The sequence below is a fragment of the Allobosea sp. MMO-172 genome (assembly GCF_037147855.1).
GTDB lineage: Bacteria > Pseudomonadota > Alphaproteobacteria > Rhizobiales > Beijerinckiaceae > Allobosea.
In genome coordinates this window covers 120,092-139,089 of sequence record NZ_JBBCUM010000005.1, presented here as the reverse complement: position 1 = coordinate 139,089, position 18,998 = coordinate 120,092, and the positions used below count along the sequence as shown (strand labels likewise).

Here is an 18,998-nt window from a genome sequence, read left to right as displayed (position 1 = left end):
ACCTGATCACTCCAGAACGAGAGCGCTGTGAGCGGCATGGAAGCCGATCGCCCGCAAGGATTCGCGGCATTCCTCGGAAGCCGCCTTGAGCGTGACCGAAAGCCCCCGCGCGGCGGCGCTGGTGGCTGCGGAGTGGAGAAGCTGGATCCAGAGGCTGGGCAGCGGCCCGGCCTCGGCGCATTCGACGGCGATACTTTCCCGCTGTTCCAGCGCCACCAACAATTGGTTGCGGAACGTCGCGGCCTCGGTCCGGCCGAGGAAAGGGGGAAGCGAGACGGTGATGACCATGAAGAGCGACCCAGGATTGCGCCTGGAGCATCGCGTCAAACTGGTAAAAACTTCGCTAAATATGTTCAGCCGCATCAATACTCTTGGCGTTTTCGCGGCAGGCGCGGCCTACCTGAGGTTGTCGCCCGCCAAGGCAGCGTTGTGGAGCGGCTCGACCGGCCGCCCCCGACGAGATCGGCGGCGCCGCTATCGCGCTTCAGGCGAGAGATCCGGCATGATCATCGGGCATTTCTGGCAGCGGGGCGCACGCGGCGATTGGCGCCGAGGCGACTGGACTTCGCTTGGGAGAACCTTGGGGCAGCCGTCAGAAGATGGCGTTGCTGATCGCGCGCGGCACCAGCGTGATCTTGCCCTCAGCCTCACGGTATTTCCGGGGCATGTTGATAACGCCGGAGAGATGAAGCCAGAGATTGTTCGGCGAAATCGGCTTGGTGACGATCTCATGCGCGCCGAGCTTCGCCGCCTGGACGACCGAGCGCCGGTCCGGCCTCTCCATCATCACCAGCACCGGCGCCTTGGCGAAAGGCGAGGTCTTGAACGAGCGGATCGCCGCGAGGCACTTGACGCTGTTCCCCTCCGGCATGTCCCAGTCGAGGATGACGATGTTCGGCTGCTTCTGAATGAAGGTCGAGGCTGCCGAGGACAGGTCCGACGCCTCGAAGATGCGGTTGAGCTGTGCCTGGTACAGCATGGTGCGCACGATCCGGCGGTAATGCGGGCTCGGATCGATGAGCAGCACCGAAAGGTTCGGGAAGGAAGGCGCTATATGCATGGCGCTGACTCAGGAACTCGCTTACTCAACTCGACAGGTTACGCACACTCGACGGCTAGACCTTGAGCCCGAACCGGAAGGCGCCCCAGTGCCGCCCCTTCACCATGATCGGCGCGGACAGGTCTTCCATCACCAGGAACTGCCCGCCGCCCATGTCGCGCCGGTAGCTCTGCAGCAGGAACGGCTTGCGGTTGCGCGCCGCGGCGAGCCCGGTCCGATCGTCGAAGATGCGCCGGTTGCGGCAATTGGCGTTGTTCCAGACGGGATCGCTACCCTGGGCTTGCGCATATTTGCGGTTATGCGTCGGCAGGAAGCCGTTGCGGTCCACCGCGGCGCAGAACACGATCCGCCCATTCGAGGTCAGAAGCTCTTCCTGCAAGGGCGGGAGCAGCCGGTCGGTCAGCGCCACGAAGCGCGTCATGTGCTGGACCGGGTCCGAGCCCGGGATCGGCCGATAGGCCTCGTCGAACAGATCGGCCAACGTGAGCTCGCCGCGCTCGAGCGCCGCCTCGAACATCCCGCCGATCGTGCCGGCCGTCTGCATCACGGTCGCGATCAGCTCCGACTGGGCGGTGCGCACGCCGGATGCCGCGATCGAGCCGAGGATGCCCTCGCTGATCGCGACCAGCGCCTCGGTGCGCTGGCCGGCCTGCTGGAGATTGTCCGTTGAGGCATCGACGCCGGCGACAAGCGCGGCAAGATCCTGCCCCGCCTTGGCGCAGGCATCCGCGTTCTCCCGCGTCGGCCGCGACACCGCCTCGATCTCGCCGATCAGCTCGACAACCGAGCGGCCGAAGCTGTCGAACTCGCCGATCTGCTGCGAGATGGTCTGGCTGCCCGCCTGGGCGCGCTGCGCCGTCTGGGCATTCTCCTGGCTGCGGCGGGCGACCGCGTCGACGGACTTCACCAGCAGGTCGAGCTGGGCTGCGCTCGCCGCCGTCGCCTCACGCGTCTGTTCCGCCAATGCCTTCACGGCAGCGGCGATGACGGCGAAGCCCTTGCCGGCTTCGCCGCTGCGCGCCGCCTCGACGCCGGCATTGATCGACAGGAGTTGGATCTCGCGGGTGATCGACTGGATCGCGTCGCTCGACGCCCGCGCCTTGTGCGCGTCGCCGACGGCCTGCGCCAGGATCTGCGACATCGACTGGGCTTCCTGCGACAGGGTCGCGATATCCGCCTGCGCCGCATTGAGGCCGAGCCGGACCGAGGTCGTCACGCGTTCGAGCCCGGTGCGGACGCCGGAAGCAGCCGCCTGCGCGCCCTCGGCTGCCTGCCGGATCGCGTTGTTGGCCTGCGACACCTGCTCGACAGCGCCAACCACCCGGCGCAGGCCGGCCGTCTGCTTGTCGAACTGCTGCGTCACATCGCCGACGCGCCCGGAGATATCGGTGATCTCCGCGCTGAGCTTGCCGAAACGGGCGGCGATCTCGCGCACCGCGCGCTCGGCGCCTGTCCCTGCGGGCTCGTCGCCATTGGCCGGCGCGGCCGCGCCAACGGGCAGATCGAGCTTGCGAGCCAGTGCATGCATGGCGGGACGCCCCTTCAACCCGGGAGGATTTCTCTCGGAACCGTAGAGAAACGCGGTAAATCGCCGGTTAAGAGCCCGTTCGGGTGATTTACCACGCTCCTTATGCACGTCGGAATTGTGATATTGCCCTTGGGTCAACCGCGATGCGCGGCCGTGCTATAGCTGCGGCGATCGACGGCGGACCCGCGAGGGGAGACGCGCGTTGAGCCAGAAGCCAACTCGCCCGAACGCTTTCCGGAGGATTCCCATGACCGCAGTTTCCGCCGTTTCCCGCCGTGACCTCATCGGCCTGGGCGCCGCCGCGCTTGCCCTCGCCGCCGCGCCGCGGGTCTGGGCTCAGGCCGCCGCTCCCGCAGCGCCCAGCGGCCCGTTCTCACTGCCGAAGCGCGCCTATGAGGCCAATGCGCTCGAACCGCATATCGACGCAGCCACGATGGACATCCACTACAACCGGCACCACGCGGCCTATGTCACCGCCCTGAACAATGCCGCCAAGGACAATGGCGTCATCGCCAAGGCCTCGGTCGGGGAGCTCATCGCCGATCTCGGCCAGCTCCCGGACAGCATCCGCACTCTCGTCCGCAACAATGGCGGCGGCCATGCCAATCACAGCATGTTCTGGGAGATCATGGCGCCGGGCGCCGGCGGCGCGCCGACCGGCGAGGTTGCCGAGGCGATCACTCGCGATCTCGGCGGCTTCGACAAGTTCAAGGCCGATTTCGAGGCGGCGGGCCTGCGCGTCTTCGGCTCCGGCTGGGTCTTCGTCACCGTGGACAAGGCCGGCAAGCTCGCTCTGCTCGGCAAGCCCAATCAGGACAGCCCGATCATGGACAAGCAGATGGTCCTGCTCGGCAACGACGTCTGGGAACACGCCTATTATCTGAAGTACCAGAACCGCCGCGCCGACTACCTCAAGGGCTGGTGGAACGTGGTCGACTGGAAGAAGGTCAACGAGCGCTACGCCGCCGCCAAGGCCGGCAAGCTGGCGCTCTGAAACTCTCCGACAACTGTCTCCAGAAAACGCGTGTCATCCCGGACGCAGCGAAGCGGAGATCCGGGATCCATGCCTGAACCTTCTTCGGAAGCACTCCGGAATGGATCCCGGGTCAAGCCCGGGATGACCGCGTGGTTCCAGTGGTGATAGCCCGGGCCTAATGCCCGACCTTGGCGCCCTTCGTGCCCTCACTGAGGCGGGGCAGGAACCAGGCGAGCAAGCCCATCAGCGGGATGAACGAGCAGATCTTGTAGACCATCTCGATGCCGAGATGGTCGGCGAACTCGCCGAGCAGCGCCGCCGCGAGGCCGCCGAGGCCGAAAGACAGCCCGTAGAAGAAGCCGCCGACCAGCCCGACGCGGCCCGGCAAAAGCTCCAGCGCATAGATCAGGATCGCGGCGAAGGCGCTCGACATGATCAGGTTGATCACGATCGTCAGCACGCCGGTCCAAAACAGGTCGGCATAGGGCAGGATCAGCGTGAAGGGCAGCGCGCCCAGGATCGAGAACCAGATGATCTTGTTGCGGCCGATCCGGTCGCCCAGCATGCCGCCGCCCAGCGCACCGACCGCCGAGGAGGCGAGGAACAGGAACAGCATCACCTGCGAGTTCTGGATCGAGATGCCGAACTTGCCCATCAGGTAGAAGGTGTAGAACGAGGAGAAGCTCGCCGAATAGGCGTTCTTCGAGAACAGCAGGATGATCAGGATCGTGATCGCGAAGGCGACCGAGCGCTTGCCCGGCCGGGCTGCCGGCGCGCTCGCCGCTGCCACCTTCGGCGGCCGCGCCTTGTCGAGCCTTGCATAGCTCGCAGCGGTCCAGACCATCAACATCATCGCGACGAGCGCCGCGACCGAGAACCAGGCGAGGCTGCCCTGCCCGCGCGGCACGATGATGAAGGCAGCAAGCAGCGGCCCGAGCGCCCCGCCCGTCTGTCCGCCGACCTGGAAGATGCCCTGCGCCAGACCATGCTGGCCGCCGGACGCGTTACGCGCCATCCGCGTCGCCTCGGGATGGAAGATCGAGGAGCCGATGCCGACGCAGGCCGCCGAGAGCAGCAGGAAGCCGTAGCTGCCGGCATAGGCGAGGCCGATCAGCCCCGAGAGCGTGAAACCCATCCCGACCACCATCGAATAGGGCATCGGGTGCTTGTCGGTGTAGAGCCCGACCGCCGGCTGCAGCAGTGAGGCCGAGACCTGGAAGGTCAGCGTGATCAGGCCGATCTGGCCGAAATCGAGCCGGTAGGCCTCCTTGATGATCGGGTAGATCGCCGGGATCAGCGACTGGATCATATCGTTGAGCAGATGCGTCACGCTGAGTGCGATCAGCACCGGCATCATGGCCCGTTGCGGCAGGGAGGCAGTCGGCGCGCTGGCGGTCATCTCGGGAGGTCCCGTGGCGTCCCCGGCAGGCCGATTCCCGCCTCGTGACGCGGTCGAAGGCTCTAGAGGATCACCGGCACGGGCACAATTTCATGAGCCGGCACCACGGCAATGCCCCCACTGCATGCCGGAATGCGTTTCGCGTCCCGGAAGCCGTCGGATTCGGCCATATCGCTGTTGATCGCGCCGACTGCGCCGAATTTCCGATTGATCCCGCGCCCGATCCTGCCGAGATTGCCCCCTTTCACGGGAGGTTGACTGAATGTCTCTGCGTCTTCGTTCGAAATTTGCCGTTGCCGGCCTCGCGCTCGGCGCCCTGGCTGTGGCGGCCGGCATCGCCGTCGCCCAGGCTCCGGCCTTCTTCCGCATCGGCACCGGCGGCACGGCCGGCACCTATTATCCGATCGGCGGCCTGATCGCGAACGCGATCTCCGCCCCGCCGCAGCTCGTCGCGACCGCCGTCGCCAGCAACGGCTCGGTCGCCAATGTCAACGCCATCGTCGGCGGCGCGGCCGAGTCCGGCTTCGTGCAGGCCGACGTCGCCTATTGGGCCCATTCCGGCACCGGCGTCTACGAGGGCAAGCCGAAGGTCGAGGAACTCCGCTCCATCGCCAATCTCTATCCCGAGAGCGTCCACCTCGTCGTCCGCAAGGCCTCGAACGTGAAGAGCGTCGCCGATCTCAAGGGCAAGAAGGTCTCGCTCGACGAACCGGGCTCCGGCACCCTGCTCAACGCCAAGGCGATCCTCGCCGCCTTCGGCGTCACCGAGAAGGACATCACCGCCGAATATCTCAAGCCGAACCAGGCGGCCGAGAAGATGAAGGACGGCTCGGTCGATGCCTTCTTCTTCACCGGTGGCTTCCCGGCCGCGGCGATCTCCGAGCTCGCCTCGACCGGCTCGGGCATCGACATCCTGCCGATCACCGGCGCCCCGGCCGAGAAGCTCGCCAAGGAATCGCCCTTCTTCGCCGCCGACGAGATCCCGGCCGGCACCTACAAGGATGTCGGTGCTGTCAAGACCGTCGCGGTCGGCGCCCACTGGGTCACCTCCTCGAAGATCTCGGCCGACACCGTCTATGCCGTGACCAAGGGCCTGTGGAGCGACAAGGCCCGCGCCGCGCTCGATGCCGGCCACGCCAAGGGCAAGGTGATCCGCAAGGAGACCGCGCTCTCCGGCCTGCAAGGCGTGCCGCTGCATCCCGGCGCCGAGAAGTTCTACAAGGAAGCCGGCCTGCTCAAGTAAGCAGGGTTTCGCCCCGTACTGACACCGTCGTCCCGGATTGGTGCCGCCATCGCGGCCCGTCCGGAATGACGGTGTCTTCTATTCCCGGTCGGCTGACGCCGATAGCCGCAGGCAGATCCGCATGGCCCATCAGCCCTCCGCCGCCGAACTCGCCAAGCTCGAGGAAGAACTCGATCCGGAAATGCAGTTCCGCAAGGTGCCGCATGGCACCGCGCTGCTGATCGGCGGCCTGCTGCTCGCGCTGTCGGCCTTCCACTATTACACCGCCGGCTTCGGCCTGCTCCGCGAAACCACGCATCGCGGCATCCATCTCGCCTTCGTGCTGGGCCTGATCTTCCTCGTCTTCGCCGCGCGCAAGAGCGAGGCCGGCACCGTTTATCCCTCGACCGTGCTCCGCCCCGGCGGCGTGCCGCTCTATGACTGGGTCTTCGCGGTCGCGGTCGCCGTCGCCAGCCTTTACGTGCCCTGGATCTTCGAGGACCTTGCCTTCCGCGTCGGCAATCCCTCGCCGCTCGACGTCGCGATGGGCACGATCACCATCGTCCTCATGATCGAGGCGACGCGACGCGCCATCGGCTGGGGCCTGCCGCTGATCGCGCTCTTCGCCATCGTCTATGCGATCTTCGGCAACTGGTTCCCCGGCATCTTCCTGCATCCGGGCGCGACCTGGTCGAACCTCGTCAACCATCTCTACCTGACCAGCCAGGGCGTCTACGGCGTCGCGCTCGGCGTCGTCGCGACCTATGTCTTCCATTTCGTGCTGTTCGGCGTTCTGGCGACGCGCATCGGCCTCGGCCGCCTCTTCCTCGGCGTCGCCGCGGCCGTCGCCGGCCGCTTCGCCGGCGGCCCCGCCAAGGTCTCGATCTTCGGCTCGGCCCTGTTCGGGATGATCTCGGGCTCCTCCGTGGCGAACACCGTCACGGTCGGCTCGCTCACCATCCCGATGATGATCCGCCTCGGCTACCAGCGCCACTTCGCGGCAGCCGTGGAATCGACCGCCGCGACCGGCGGCCAGATCACCCCGCCGATCATGGGCGCCGCCGCCTTCCTGATGGTCGAGTTCCTCAACCTGCCCTACGCGACCATCGTCATCGCCGCGATCGTGCCGGCCTTCATGCATTTCTTCGGCGTGCTGATGCAGGTGCATTTCGAGGCCCGCCGCACCGGCATGGGCGGCATGACCGATGCCGAGGCACCGAAGCTGCGCGAAGTCTTCGCCCGCGACTGGCCGACGATCGCACCGCTCTTCGCGCTGATCGTCGTGCTCTTCACCGGCTACACGCCCTATCTCGCCGCCTTCTGGGGCATCACCGGCTGCATGCTGGTCGGCCTCGCGCATTACCGGGCAGGCGCGGCGCTCGCTTTGGCGCTCGCCATCGGCGTTGCCGCGCCGACCGAACTGCTGCGCGTGCCGGGCGTCAACGCGGCGCTGGTCACCGCCGCCTTCGCCGTCATGGCGCATGGCGTGCTGCTGCGCTCGGCCGAGGGTCGCCGCCGCGTCAACGACATGGTCGATGCCTTCGTCCTCGGCGCGAAATACGCCATCGGCGTCGGTGCGGCCGCGGCGACCGTCGGCATCATCGTCGGCGTGGTGACGCTGACCGGCGTCGGCTTCAAGATCTCCTGGATCGTGACCTCGCTTGCCGATCAATGGGCCAAGGGCCTCATCGATCTCGTCCCCTTCCTGCCCTTCGACATCAAGAGCGCAACGCTGTTCTTCACGCTGCTGCTGACCGGTGTGGTCTGCATCCTGCTCGGCTGCGGCGTCCCGACCACGGCGAACTACATCATCATGGTGACGGTGGCGGCGCCCGCGCTCGGCATGCTCGGCGTCAACCCGCTCGTCGCCCATTTCTTCGTGTTCTATTACGGCGTCCTCGCGGACATCACGCCGCCGGTCGCGATCGCCGCCTATGCCGGGGCGAGCATGGCCGGCGCCGACCCGTTCAAGACCGGCAACACTGCCTTCCGGCTGGCGCTCGGCAAGGTGCTGGTGCCCTTCGTCTTCGTGTTCTCGCCGTCCATGCTGATCATGGCGCCGGGCTTCACCTGGATGGAGTTCGTCGGGTCGACCGCCGCCTGCCTCGCCAGCATCACCCTGCTCTCGGCCGCCTTCTCCGGTTGGCTCCTGGCACCGCTGGTGATGTGGGAGCGGCTGGTCCTTGCCCTCGCCGCCCTGCCGATGATCCTGGCCACGCCTTATTCGATCGTGGCCGGGCTCATCATCGGCGCGCCGGTTTTCCTCAGGCAAGTCATCGCCCGCAAGGCGGCCATCGCCCCGGCCTGAGCCGGGGCGATAACCTCTTCTCACGCCACCTTGTCGAGCGGATAGAGCGGCCGGCGCACCCGGCGATAAGGCAGCTTGCTGAGATCGGGCGTGCACAGCGCCCCGCTGTCGCAAACGATCACCTTGCCGGCGATCGGCTCGAAGGCGGCGCGGAAATGCTGCATCGACTTCAGCCCGACGACGCGCTTCGTGGCCGGGTCGATGCCGAAAGCGCGGAACTGCTGCAGGTCGTTCATCTGGGCGCGGATCGTGGTGACGAGGATCTCGATATCGCCCACGCGCAGCACGGCACAGGGCCCCCAGCTCGCCTGCAACCCGCCGATCATCGGGCCGTCACCGACATAACTGCCATCGCTGACGCTGACGAGCGTGCCGGTGAGTTCGAGCGGCCCGCCGCCGATCGCAGGATCGACCTTGCCGCCGAGGCGAACCGAAACCGTCGAGCCCGGTTGGCCCTTGCGCAGCTCGGCCGCGACCTCCGGATCGACCAGCGGGCCGAAACAGGCGTGCCTGAGATCGGCCGCGATCATGCCCCTGAGCAGGCCCGTCGCGTCGCCATAACCGCCCCCACCGGGATTGTCGGCGTAATCCGCGATGATCAGCGGCCCCTTCGTCGCGACATGGGACTTCGCTTCCGCGACCGCGTCCTCGACCGAGAGGAAATTCGTGACCTTCTCGAAGCGGCGCTGCCACATGTCCTCCATCAGCGCCTCGGCGAAGGCCTGATGCTTTTCACGGTCGCCCTCGCAGGTAACGAGCACCGTCGGGCCGACCTCATGGATATCGGCATTGCCGAAGCCGCCATTGACGCTGACGGCGAAGACGCCGGCCTCCTTTTCGTAGGCCCTGGCTTTGGCGATGCGCTCGACCATTGGGCCGATATCGGTGCGCCCGCTATTGGCCTCCTCCAGCATCGGCCGCTCGGCACGCAGCGTCACCGGCCTGATCTTGCCCTGCATCGTCCGCTGTAGGATGCCGGCGGCGAGCTTGCCGATCTCGCGCATGTCGACATGGGGATAGGTCTTGTAGGAAACGACGATATTGGCGAGATCGGTCATCTTGCGGGTGACGTTGGCATGGGGATCGAGCGTGATGCCGATCGGCACATCCGGCCCGAGCACGGCACGCACCCGCTCCAGCAGCTCACCCTCGCCGTCCTCGCAGAACTCCGTGACCATGGCACCGTGCAGGCCGAGGAGCACGCCGTCGATCTTTCCGGCATGGGCCTTGGCGGCCTCGACGATGACGCCGGCGATCCGCTCGAAGGCATCGCGCGTCACCGGGCCGGAAGGCTGGGCGGCGGCGCTGATCGCATGGATGACCGTCCATCCGGCCGGGCGCCCGATGTCGAGGAAGCCGGCGATCGGCGTATTGGCCTCGCCCCGCGCGGCGATGGCGTCCTCGCCGAGCTGGATGCCGCGATCGATGAAGGCGGCATAGTCGGCCGGGCAGCGGCTGAAGGTGTTGCTCTCATGCGAGAACTCGGCGGTCAGGACGGTGAAGCTCATGGCGTTCCTCTGGCGGAGCGTCTCTGACATCGGCACTCTCGCGCTCCGGGGGATCAAGAAATTTTTCCGTCGGACTGTCAAAAGGCTTCGCTTGAGGCTCGGGTCCGCTGCGCCTATTCCAGGCGGGTGGGGAGGATTCCAGCGACGATGGCGACCGCGACTGAACAGGCCGATGTGATCGTGCTCGGCGCTGGCATCATCGGCGTCAGCGTGGCGCTGCACCTGCAGGAGCGCGGGCGGCGCGTGCTGCTCGTCGACCGCGGCGAGCCGGGCGCCGAGACCAGCCACGGCAATGCCGGGCTGATCGAGCGCTCTTCCGTCGTGCCCTATGCCTTCCCGCGCGATCTTCCGACGCTCGTCAGCCTGGCCTCGAACCGCTCGATCGCCGTCCGCTACCGGCCCGCAGCATTGCTGCGCATGGCGCCATGGCTCGCGCGCTACTGGTGGAACTCCGCCCCGAGCCGGCTCGACAGGCTCGGCCGCGCCATCCTGCCATTGATCGAGCGCTGCATCGACGAGCATCGGCGCTGGACGACAGCCGCCGGGACCGAGGCGCTGATGCGCGGCGAAGGCTGGATCGAGCTTTACCGCACCCGGCAAGGCTTCGATGTTGCGACCCGCGGGGCGGCCGAACTCGCCGCCTATGGCCTCAACTATGACCTGCTCGACGAGGACGGGCTGCGCCGTCTGGAGCCCGGCCTGCTTGCCGGCAGCGTGTCCGGCGCGGTGCATTGGCGCGACCCCGTCACCGTCAGCGATCCCGGTGCGGTGACCCGTGCCTATGCCGCACTCTTCGTGGCACGTGGCGGCATACTGAAAGCCGCCGACGCGCAGAGCCTGCAGCACGACAACGGGACGTGGCGATTGTCCGCCGATGGCGGGAGCTGGCAGGCCCCCGAGGCGGTCGTCGCGCTCGGTCCCTGGTCGAACGATCTCGTCCAGCGCTTCGGCTATCGCTTCCCGATCGGCTTCAAGCGCGGCTACCACATGCATTACGAGAGCGCCGCCGAGACGGCGCCGCGCCATCCGCTCTGCGATGCTCAGGCCGGCTTCGTGCTGACCCCCATGCGTCGCGGCGCGCGCCTGACCACCGGCATCGAACTGGCCGGGCGCGACGAGCCCTCCGATTCCTGGCAGCTCGACCGGGCCGAGCGCATCGCACGGCGGATCATGGCGCTGGGGCGCCGGCTCGATGCCGAGCCCTGGCGTGGCGCCCGCCCCTGCCTGCCCGACATGCTGCCGATCATCGGCGCGGCTCCCCGGCATCGCGGCCTCTGGTTCGCCTTCGGCCATGCCCATCACGGCTTCACGCTGGGGCCGGCAACCGGACGACTGCTCGCGGAGATGATGACCGGCGCACCGACCCTGTGCGACCCGGCACCCTTCGCGGCCGAGCGCTTCCTGCCTCAGGCCCGTGTCGCCTGACCCGACGATCGCGGTCATACGCGTCCACAGCCATCATTCGAGGCGTTTCCGCAACGGAGACGCAATAACTCCTCGCTAACAATGATCTGCGAACGATTCGGCTCATGATCACGGCGGCAGCCGGCCCGGCCCCCGCCGGTAGCGCCGCGACGATGGATTGAGCGATGAAGAGCCTGACGATACGCCGCCGCATCCTGATCAGCTTCGCCGCGATCCTCGCGGTGATGTCCGCCATGGCGGGCGCCAGCTATCTCTGGTTCCTCCAGACCGAGCGGGAGGTGGTCGAGGTCGAGACCAAGACCGTTCCGGCTCTCTATTACAGCGCGCAGCTGATGGTGGTTTGGGCGGATAGCAACCAGTTCGCCCGTGATCTGGGACGGGCGGACAACACGACAGAGGTGAGCCAGGCCGCCGATGCGATCCTTGCCAACCGGGCAAGGGTCCGCGAGCTGCTCAAATCCTACGAGCGCACGGTCGACTCAGAGACGGACCGGCGCAACCATGCGGCTGCCTCGCAACTCATCGAACAATTCGTGGCGGCGGAGGATGCGATCCTGGCTGCCGGCAAGCAGGCGGCAGCGAAAGGGGAAGCCTTCGATCAGTCCGCCGCCGTCAAGCGCGACCTCGAACCGATCGGCGTGAAGGTTCGCAACACGCTCCGCGGGATGGTCGATTTCAACAAGGCCGAAGCCGACGAATCGACCCGCCGGATCGTCGCGATCGTCCGCGCCGCCGAGCTGGGCCTGATGGTCTGCTTCGCGATCGCGGTCGTCCTTGCGGTCCTCTGCGGCTATCTGCTGTTCCGGGCCGTCACGGTGCCCCTTGGCAAGCTGCTCGGCATCGTCGATCACATGCGGCAGGGCGATTTCAGCGAGCGCCTGACGCTGGAGCGTCGCGACGAGTTCAGCACGCTCGCCGATGGCGTCAATGCCATGGCAGACGACCTCGCCGGGCTGATCGGCCAGATTCAGAAATCGAGCATCCAGGTCAACACCTCGATCACCGAGGTCGCCGCGACCTCGAAGGAACAGCAGGCGACGGCCAACGAGATCGCCGCCACCACGACCGAGATCGGCGCGACCGCCAAGGAGATTTCCGCCACCTCCAACGAGCTCGCCCATACGATGGACGAGGTCTCCGCCGTCGCCGAGCAGACAGCGACGCTCGCCAATGGCGGGCAGGCCGGACTGGCGCGCATGGAGAGTACGATGCGGCAGGTGATGGAGGCCGCCGGCGCCATCAACGCCAAGCTCGCGATCCTCAGCGAGAAGGCCGGCAACATCAATCAGGTCGTCACCACCATCACCAAGGTCGCCGACCAGACCAACCTGCTCTCGCTGAATGCCGCGATCGAGGCCGAGAAGGCCGGGCAATACGGCCGCGGCTTCGCCGTGGTCGCGACCGAGATCCGCCGCCTCGCCGACCAGACCGCCGTCTCGACCTACGATATCGAGCAGATGGTCAAGGATATCCAGTCGGCCGTCGCAGCCGGCGTGATGGGCATGGACAAGTTCTCCGAGGAGGTCCGCCGCGGCATGCAGGAGGTGCAGCAGGTCGGCGGCCAGCTTTCGGAGATCATCGAACAGGTCCAGGGGCTGGTGCCGCGCTTCGAGGGCGCGAACGAAGGCATGCAGGCGCAGGCGACCGGTGCCGGCCAGATCAGCGAGGCGCTCTCCCAGCTCAGCGAGGCCGCCCAGCAGACGGTCGAATCCCTGCAGCAGTCGACGCTGGCCATCGACGAGCTCAACCAGGTCTCGAACGGGCTGCGCAGCTCGATCTCGCGCTTCAAACTGCGCGCCTGATAAGAGAGGCGGAACGGAACCGCGCGATGCTGTTTCTGATGTTCCAGCTGGGGCAGGACCGCTACGTGCTCGATACCGGGCAGGTCGCGGCCGTGCTGCCGCTGCTCGCGACCAAGCAACTGCCTGGCGCGCCCACGGGTGTTGCCGGCGCGATCAGCTATCGCGGCCGGCCCGTCCCCGTCGTCGATCTCGCCTTGCTCGCGCTCGGGCGCCCGGCCGAGCCGCGCCTGAGCACCCGCATCATCCTGCTGCGCTATCCGTCCGGCCCCGGCGGTGACGATCTCCTCGGCCTGCTGGTCGAGCAGGCCGTCGAGACCATCGAGCGCGATCGAGCCGACTTCACCACCTCCGGCGTCGAGGCCGGCATGCCGGCCTATCTCGGCCCGGTCGCGAGCGACGAGCGCGGGCTGATCCAGTGGGTCCGGGGCGAAGCCCTGCTCACGCCCGAAATCCGCGACATCCTGTTCCGTCAGCCAATGGCGGAGCCGTGATGGACGAAACCGCTCCGATCCGGGATTTCGAGAAGCTGCTCAGGGAGACCATCGGCCTGAGCATGGAGACGGTCGGCGCCTCCGTCATCCGCCATGCCCTGAAGCGGCGGATGACGGCCTGCGCCATCTCCGATCTCCACGCCTACTGGGCTTTCGTCACGAGCGACACGGCCGAGCGGCAGGAGCTGGTCGACGCCGTCATCGTTCCCGAGACCTGGTTCTTCCGCGACCGCGAGGCGTTCGGCGCGATGATCCGGCATCTGCGCGAGAACCGGGCCGGCAACCGCCCGCTGAAACTGCTCAGCCTGCCCTGCTCGACCGGTGAGGAACCCTATTCCATCGCGATGGCGCTGCTCGATGCGAGCTTTCCGAATGGCAGCTTCCAGATCGATGCGGTCGATGTCAGCAGCCGCAATCTCGTCCATGCCGAGCGCGCGATCTACGGCAAGAACTCCTTCCGCGGCGCCGACATCGCCTTTCGCGACCGCTATTTCGAAGCGGCGGAGGGCGGCTTCAGGCCGCATGACAGCGTCCGCCGGCATGTCCGCTTCCGTCTCGGCAACGTGCTCGCGGCGGCGACACCGATCGGCCAGGAGGCTTATGACGTCGCCTTCTGCCGCAACCTGCTGATCTATTTCGACCGCGAAACACAGGGAGCAGCGCTGATCAGGCTCCGGCAGATGCTGGCCGATGACGGCCTGCTGCTGGTCGGCCCGGCGGAATCCGGCCTGCCGGTCCTGTGCGGCTTCGCCTCGGTGCGCTTCCCGCGCGCCTTCGCCTTCGTCAAGGCGGCGGCCGCACGCGTGAAGCCGGCCGAGCCGCCGGTTGCACGAAAGCCGAGACCAGCCCCAGTGAAGGCAGCCCCCCTGCCGCAGGCGCCCAAACCCACGCCTCGCCCCTTTGCGCAGAAGGCCACCCCCACCCCGCCATCTGCTCCACCGCCTGACCGGGCGGCCGCCAGCCTCGCCGGGATCGAGCGCGCGGCCGATGCCGGGCGGTTGACCGAAGTAAGCGCCGCGGCCGAACGCCATATCGCCGAATTCGGCCCCTCGCCCGATGCGTTCTACTGGCTGGGGCTGGCGCATGACGCCGCGGATGCGGTCGAGGACGCCATGCGGAACTACCGCAAGGCGCTTTACCTGGCGCCCGACCACCAGCGAGCCCTTGCCCAGCTCCGGCTGCTCCAGCAGCGCCAGGGCGACCATGGCGCCGCCAAGGCCCTCGCTGACCGGCTCGACCGGCTGGCCAAGCGGAGCGGCACCTGATGACTGTCGAAAACGCCCCGATGACGAGCGAAAGCATCGACGAATGCTGGCGCGAGATCGGCGTCAGCGGCGACCGGTCCTGCCCGGAGCTGGAGGAGCAGCTCCATTGCCGCAATTGCCCGACCCATGCGCAGATCGCCCGCAGGCTGCTCGACCGGCCCCTGCCGCCGGGCTATCGCGACGAGTGGACCCAGCATTTCGCGGCGCGTGACGAGAAGGCGCCCGAAGGCGAGGAGATCGACAGCGTCCTGATCTTCCGCATCGGCGAGGAATGGCTCGGCCTGCCCGCCGCGATCTGCCGCGAGATCGCCGAGCCGCGCCCGGTCCATTCCCTGCCTCATCGCCGCAGCGAGGCCGTCCGTGGCATCGTCAACGTGCGCGGCGAGTTGCTGATCTGCGTCTCGCTGCAGGCCCTGCTTGGCATCGGCGGTGCAGGCCCCTCACGCGGCACCGATCGCATCGCCGTCTTCCCGCGCCTCGTCGTCACCGGCGAGGAGGCGCGGCACGTCGCCTTCGAGGTCGACGAGGTCCACGGCCTCCACGCCTACCGCGCTGATGAGCGCGCGGCCGTGCCGGCGACGGTCGGCCGCTCGGCAGCGAGCGTCGTCGCGACGATGATTCCGTGGGAGGGCCGCGCGGTCGGTTGCCTCGATGCGCAGCGGCTGCTCGACCTGATCGACCGGAGCATCGCATGAGCGGCGAGGATCTCAGCGACCTCTCCATGCTCGAGCTGTTCCGGGCCGAGCTTGCGGCGCAATCGCAGGCCTTCACGACAGGCTTGCTCGCCCTCGAGCGCGACCCGACCGCCGCGCTTCATCTCGAAGCCTGCATGCGCGCGGCCCATTCTTTGAAAGGCGCCGCCCGCATCATCGACCTCTCGCCGGCCGTGCAGGTCGCCCACGAGATGGAGGAATGCCTCGTCGCCGCGCAGCACGGCAAGCTCCGGCTGAACCAACGGCATATCGACGCGCTGCTGGCAGGGCTGGACCTTCTTGCGGCGATCGCAGCCGGGACGGAGGAGCCCGAGGCGCAGACCAGGAGCAGGATCGAGGCTTTCGCGCAGGTCTTGCGGCAGGCCTCCGACGAAGTGGAGGCGCCCGCACCGAGCCCCGCTCAGAACGTTTCAACTCCTACGGACAAGGCCCCGGTCACCGACGCGGCCGCTCCCCCGGCGCCTGTCCTTGCCGACACGCCAGCCCCGACAGGAGATGGCGCAGCTGGCGAACGCATGGTGAGGGTCACCGCCGACAGCCTGAATCGCCTGCTCGGCCTCGCCGGCGAGTCTCTGATGTCGGCGCGCCGGCTGCGGCCGTTCAATGACGGCCTGCTGCGGCTGCGGCGCGTGCAGGCCGAACTCGCCAAGAGCTTCGAGGATCTGCGCGCCGCCATGCCGGCCGAGGCCGATGGCCGCGCCGCCCAGGCGCTGGCAACCGCGCAGCTCAAGCTGGCCGAAGGCCAGGCGCTCCTCGCCCAGCGTCTCGACGAGATGGATACGGTCGACCGGCGCGCGACCGATCTCGCCAATCGGCTCTATGACGAGACGCTGGCGAGCCGCATGCGGCCCTTCGAGGACGGCGTCCGGCATTTTCAGCGCAATGTCCGCGATATCGGCCGGGCGCTCGGCAAGACGGTGCGCCTCGACATCGTCGGCGGCGCCACCAGCATCGACCGCGATATCCTCGACCAGCTCGACGCCCCCCTCGGCCACCTCCTGCGCAACGCCGTCGATCACGGCATCGAGAGCCTCGAGCAGCGCCGTGCCAACGGCAAGCCGGCCGAGGGCCTGGTGCGGCTCGAAGCCCGGCACAATGCCGGCCTGCTCCAGATCATCGTCTCGGACGATGGCGGCGGCATCGATATCGAAGCGCTCCGGCAGGCGACGCTTGCGCGCAATCTGACCACGGCCGAGACGGTCTGGGACCTCAGCGAGGAGGAACTGCTCGAATTCCTCTTCCTGCCCGGCTTCTCGATGAAGGCAACGGTCAGCGACATCTCGGGCCGCGGCGTCGGCCTCGATGCCGTGCAGGCCATGGTCCGTCAGGTGCGCGGCCAGGTCACCATCGCCTCCGAACCCGGCATCGGCACCCGTTTCCAGCTTCAGCTCCCGCTGACGCTCTCGGTGATCCGCGCGCTCCTCGTCGAGATCGACGGCGAGCCTTACGCACTCCCGCTCACCGCAATCGCCCGCGCCTTGCGGCTCCCGCGCGACAAGATCGAGCTGCTCGAAGGCCGCCCGCATTTCCGCCACGGCGAGCAGCAGGTCGGGCTCGTCACGGCCCATGAGATTCTCGGCCGGGGCGAGGTCGCGGCGGACGGGACAGAGCTGGCGACGGTCGTCGTCGGCGGGGGCGACGACCTCTATGCGCTCGTGGTCGACCGCTTCCTCGGCGAGCGCGAGCTGGTCGTCCGGCCGCTCGATCCGCGCCTCGCCAAGGTCAAGGACGTCAGCGCCGCCGCGCTGCTGGATGACGGCTCGCCGGTATTGATCCTCGATGTCGAGGACCTGATCCGCTCGATGGAGAAGCTGGTCTCGGGCGGGCGCCTCAGGACGCTGGAGCGCAGCGTCACGCGCGCAGGCCAGAAGCGGCGCAAGCGCATCCTCGTCGTCGACGATTCGCTGACGGTGCGCGAGCTGGAGCGCAAGCTGCTCGACCATCACGGCTTCGAGGTCGAGGTCGCCGTCGACGGCATGGACGGCTGGAACGCGGTGCGCTCCGATGCCTTCGACCTCGTCGTCACCGATGTCGACATGCCCCGCATGGACGGCATCGAGCTCGTCACGCTGATCAAGCGCGATCCCGGCCTGCGCAACCTGCCGGTGATGATCGTCTCCTACAAGGACCGCAAGGAGGATCGTCGCCGCGGGCTGGATGCCGGCGCGGATTACTATTTGACCAAAGGGAGCTTCCACGACGAAACTTTGATCCATGCCGTGGTCGACCTGATCGGCGAGCCATGGGGTTGATCATGCGCTGTGGGGGCGTTCCATGAGAATCGGGCTGGTCAACGACCTGCCGATGGCTGTCGAATTGTTGCGGCGCGTCATCGTTTCCACGGCCGAGCACGAGGTCGCCTGGATCGCCATGAACGGCCGCGAGGCGGTCGAGGCCTGCCGGCGCGACCGGCCCGACCTGATCCTGATGGACCTCAACATGCCGGAGATGGACGGCGTCGAGGCGACGCGGCGGATCATGGCTGAAACGCCCTGCCCGATCCTGCTGGTCACCGCCAGCGTCGATGCCAATGTCTCCGGAGTCTACGACGCGATGGGCCATGGTGCGCTCGATGCGGTCGACATTCCCAGCGTCGGCCTGAACGGCCACTCCTCGGCGCAGACCGCCGCGCTGCTCGTCCGCATCGCCACGATCGGCCGGCTCTCGCGCAGCCTGCCTCCCGCGCCCCGCAGCCTGCGCCGGCCGCCGGCTCCCGCTTCCCCCTCGCAACGCCTCGTCGCCATCGGCGCTTCCGCCGGCGGGCCTGCGGCCGTCGCGACCCTGCTCGGCGGATTGCCGCCGGAGTTCCCGGCCGCGATCATCCTCGTGCAGCATCTCGACGAGCAGTTCGTCCCTGGCTTCGCCAGCTGGCTCGGCCAGCATTGCCGCCTGCCCGTCCGCCCGGCCCGCGAAGGCGACAGGCCGGAGCGCGGCGCGGTGCTGATCGCCGCGAGCGCCGACCATCTCGTCTTCAAGGCCAGCGGCGAGCTCGGCTACCGGGCCGAGCCGCGCGACTATCCCTACCGTCCTTCCGTGGATGTGTTCTTCGAAAGCGTGGCCGAACGCTGGCAGGGAGACCCGGTCGGCGTCCTGCTGACGGGCATGGGCCGCGACGGTGCTCGTGGACTGAAGCTCCTGCGCGACAGGCAGTGTTTGACGATCGCGCAAGACAAGGCCACAAGCGCGGTTTACGGGATGCCCAAGGCTGCCGCTGCGATCGGCGCGGCCGCGGAGATTCTGCCGCTGGCCGCGATCGCCCCTCGCCTGACCGAGGCGTGCGCTCCGTCGTCCTGATGAAGGT

The 18,998-nt window shown here is 67.8% G+C and carries 15 protein-coding genes; 10 read left to right on the top strand and 5 right to left on the bottom strand.

Annotation, left to right across the window (positions count from 1 at the left end):
* Positions 1-6: 6 nt before the first annotated feature.
* The 3 genes from WFK61_RS09730 to WFK61_RS09720 all read right to left on the bottom strand — a co-directional run bounded on the left by WFK61_RS09730 (position 7) and on the right by WFK61_RS09720 (position 2,588).
* On the bottom strand, positions 7-288 hold the full coding sequence (locus WFK61_RS09730) for an STAS domain-containing protein (RefSeq protein ID WP_336811329.1): 282 nt from the start codon (positions 286-288) through the stop codon (positions 7-9).
* 304 nt (positions 289-592) lie between these two features.
* Positions 593-1,060, bottom strand: coding sequence for a response regulator (locus WFK61_RS09725; RefSeq protein ID WP_293795954.1), 468 nt, complete (start codon positions 1,058-1,060; stop codon positions 593-595).
* A 55-nt stretch (positions 1,061-1,115) separates the two neighbouring features.
* Positions 1,116-2,588: a methyl-accepting chemotaxis protein gene (locus WFK61_RS09720; RefSeq protein WP_336811328.1), complete on the bottom strand. Its 1,473-nt coding sequence runs from the start codon at positions 2,586-2,588 to the stop codon at positions 1,116-1,118.
* Positions 2,589-2,835: 247 nt separating this feature from the next.
* On the opposite strand from WFK61_RS09720, the gene WFK61_RS09715 reads away from it, so the two are divergent.
* Entirely contained in the window at positions 2,836-3,582 is a 747-nt protein-coding gene (locus WFK61_RS09715; RefSeq protein ID WP_336811327.1) for a superoxide dismutase, read from the top strand.
* 157 nt (positions 3,583-3,739) lie between these two features.
* On the opposite strand, the gene WFK61_RS09710 is transcribed toward WFK61_RS09715, so the two are convergent.
* On the bottom strand, positions 3,740-4,963 hold the full coding sequence (locus tag WFK61_RS09710) for an MFS transporter (protein ID WP_336811326.1): 1,224 nt from the start codon (positions 4,961-4,963) through the stop codon (positions 3,740-3,742).
* 262 nt (positions 4,964-5,225) lie between these two features.
* Here WFK61_RS09710 and WFK61_RS09705 point away from each other — a divergent pair, with 262 nt between their 5' ends.
* Both WFK61_RS09705 and WFK61_RS09700 read left to right on the top strand, forming a co-directional pair.
* On the top strand, positions 5,226-6,206 hold the full coding sequence (locus WFK61_RS09705; RefSeq protein WP_336811325.1) for a TAXI family TRAP transporter solute-binding subunit: 981 nt from the start codon (positions 5,226-5,228) through the stop codon (positions 6,204-6,206).
* A 121-nt stretch (positions 6,207-6,327) separates the two neighbouring features.
* The gene (locus WFK61_RS09700) at positions 6,328-8,493 is read left to right on the top strand and encodes a TRAP transporter permease (protein ID WP_336811324.1); all 2,166 of its coding nucleotides are present in this window, start codon (positions 6,328-6,330) and stop codon (positions 8,491-8,493) included.
* Between the two features lie 20 nt (positions 8,494-8,513).
* Here WFK61_RS09700 and WFK61_RS09695 read toward each other — a convergent pair whose 3' ends face one another.
* A complete protein-coding gene (locus WFK61_RS09695) occupies positions 8,514-10,031 on the bottom strand; it encodes a M81 family metallopeptidase (protein ID WP_336811323.1) in 1,518 nt (505 codons plus the stop codon).
* Positions 10,032-10,148: 117 nt separating this feature from the next.
* Here WFK61_RS09695 and WFK61_RS09690 point away from each other — a divergent pair, with 117 nt between their 5' ends.
* The 7 genes from WFK61_RS09690 to cheB all read left to right on the top strand — a co-directional run bounded on the left by WFK61_RS09690 (position 10,149) and on the right by cheB (position 18,991).
* Positions 10,149-11,426, top strand: coding sequence for an NAD(P)/FAD-dependent oxidoreductase (locus tag WFK61_RS09690; RefSeq protein WP_336811322.1), 1,278 nt, complete (start codon positions 10,149-10,151; stop codon positions 11,424-11,426).
* A 164-nt stretch (positions 11,427-11,590) separates the two neighbouring features.
* Complete coding sequence (locus WFK61_RS09685) at positions 11,591-13,228, top strand: methyl-accepting chemotaxis protein (RefSeq protein WP_336811321.1); 1,638 nt, start codon at positions 11,591-11,593, stop codon at positions 13,226-13,228.
* Positions 13,229-13,254: 26 nt separating this feature from the next.
* Positions 13,255-13,719 (top strand): chemotaxis protein CheW, encoded by a 465-nt coding sequence (locus WFK61_RS09680; RefSeq protein ID WP_336811320.1) that lies wholly within the window; start codon positions 13,255-13,257, stop codon positions 13,717-13,719.
* Complete coding sequence (locus WFK61_RS09675) at positions 13,719-14,984, top strand: CheR family methyltransferase (protein ID WP_336811319.1); 1,266 nt, start codon at positions 13,719-13,721, stop codon at positions 14,982-14,984. The genes WFK61_RS09680 and WFK61_RS09675 overlap by 1 nt, the downstream gene beginning before the upstream one ends.
* Entirely contained in the window at positions 14,984-15,679 is a 696-nt protein-coding gene (locus tag WFK61_RS09670; protein ID WP_336811318.1) for a chemotaxis protein CheW, read from the top strand. Before WFK61_RS09675 ends, WFK61_RS09670 begins: the two co-directional genes overlap by 1 nt.
* Positions 15,676-17,949 (top strand): hybrid sensor histidine kinase/response regulator, encoded by a 2,274-nt coding sequence (locus tag WFK61_RS09665; RefSeq protein ID WP_336811317.1) that lies wholly within the window; start codon positions 15,676-15,678, stop codon positions 17,947-17,949. Before WFK61_RS09670 ends, WFK61_RS09665 begins: the two co-directional genes overlap by 4 nt.
* Positions 17,950-17,971: 22 nt before the next feature.
* On the top strand, positions 17,972-18,991 hold the full coding sequence (cheB, locus tag WFK61_RS09660; protein WP_336811316.1) for a chemotaxis response regulator protein-glutamate methylesterase: 1,020 nt from the start codon (positions 17,972-17,974) through the stop codon (positions 18,989-18,991).
* Positions 18,992-18,998 lie beyond the last annotated feature (7 nt).

What these genes read in the sequence shown, in the direction of transcription:
- WFK61_RS09730 (WP_336811329.1), bottom strand. Translation starts at nt 288, where the DNA reads ATGGTCATCACCGTCTCGCTTCCCCCTTTCCTCGGCCGGACCGAGGCC.
- WFK61_RS09725 (WP_293795954.1), bottom strand. Translation starts at nt 1,060, where the DNA reads ATGCATATAGCGCCTTCCTTCCCGAACCTTTCGGTGCTGCTCATCGAT.
- WFK61_RS09720 (WP_336811328.1), bottom strand. Translation starts at nt 2,588, where the DNA reads ATGCATGCACTGGCTCGCAAGCTCGATCTGCCCGTTGGCGCGGCCGCG.
- WFK61_RS09715 (WP_336811327.1), top strand. Translation starts at nt 2,836, where the DNA reads ATGACCGCAGTTTCCGCCGTTTCCCGCCGTGACCTCATCGGCCTGGGC.
- WFK61_RS09710 (WP_336811326.1), bottom strand. Translation starts at nt 4,963, where the DNA reads ATGACCGCCAGCGCGCCGACTGCCTCCCTGCCGCAACGGGCCATGATG.
- WFK61_RS09705 (WP_336811325.1), top strand. Translation starts at nt 5,226, where the DNA reads ATGTCTCTGCGTCTTCGTTCGAAATTTGCCGTTGCCGGCCTCGCGCTC.
- WFK61_RS09700 (WP_336811324.1), top strand. Translation starts at nt 6,328, where the DNA reads ATGGCCCATCAGCCCTCCGCCGCCGAACTCGCCAAGCTCGAGGAAGAA.
- WFK61_RS09695 (WP_336811323.1), bottom strand. Translation starts at nt 10,031, where the DNA reads ATGTCAGAGACGCTCCGCCAGAGGAACGCCATGAGCTTCACCGTCCTG.
- WFK61_RS09690 (WP_336811322.1), top strand. Translation starts at nt 10,149, where the DNA reads ATGGCGACCGCGACTGAACAGGCCGATGTGATCGTGCTCGGCGCTGGC.
- WFK61_RS09685 (WP_336811321.1), top strand. Translation starts at nt 11,591, where the DNA reads ATGAAGAGCCTGACGATACGCCGCCGCATCCTGATCAGCTTCGCCGCG.
- WFK61_RS09680 (WP_336811320.1), top strand. Translation starts at nt 13,255, where the DNA reads ATGCTGTTTCTGATGTTCCAGCTGGGGCAGGACCGCTACGTGCTCGAT.
- WFK61_RS09675 (WP_336811319.1), top strand. Translation starts at nt 13,719, where the DNA reads ATGGACGAAACCGCTCCGATCCGGGATTTCGAGAAGCTGCTCAGGGAG.
- WFK61_RS09670 (WP_336811318.1), top strand. Translation starts at nt 14,984, where the DNA reads ATGACTGTCGAAAACGCCCCGATGACGAGCGAAAGCATCGACGAATGC.
- WFK61_RS09665 (WP_336811317.1), top strand. Translation starts at nt 15,676, where the DNA reads ATGAGCGGCGAGGATCTCAGCGACCTCTCCATGCTCGAGCTGTTCCGG.
- cheB (WP_336811316.1), top strand. Translation starts at nt 17,972, where the DNA reads ATGAGAATCGGGCTGGTCAACGACCTGCCGATGGCTGTCGAATTGTTG.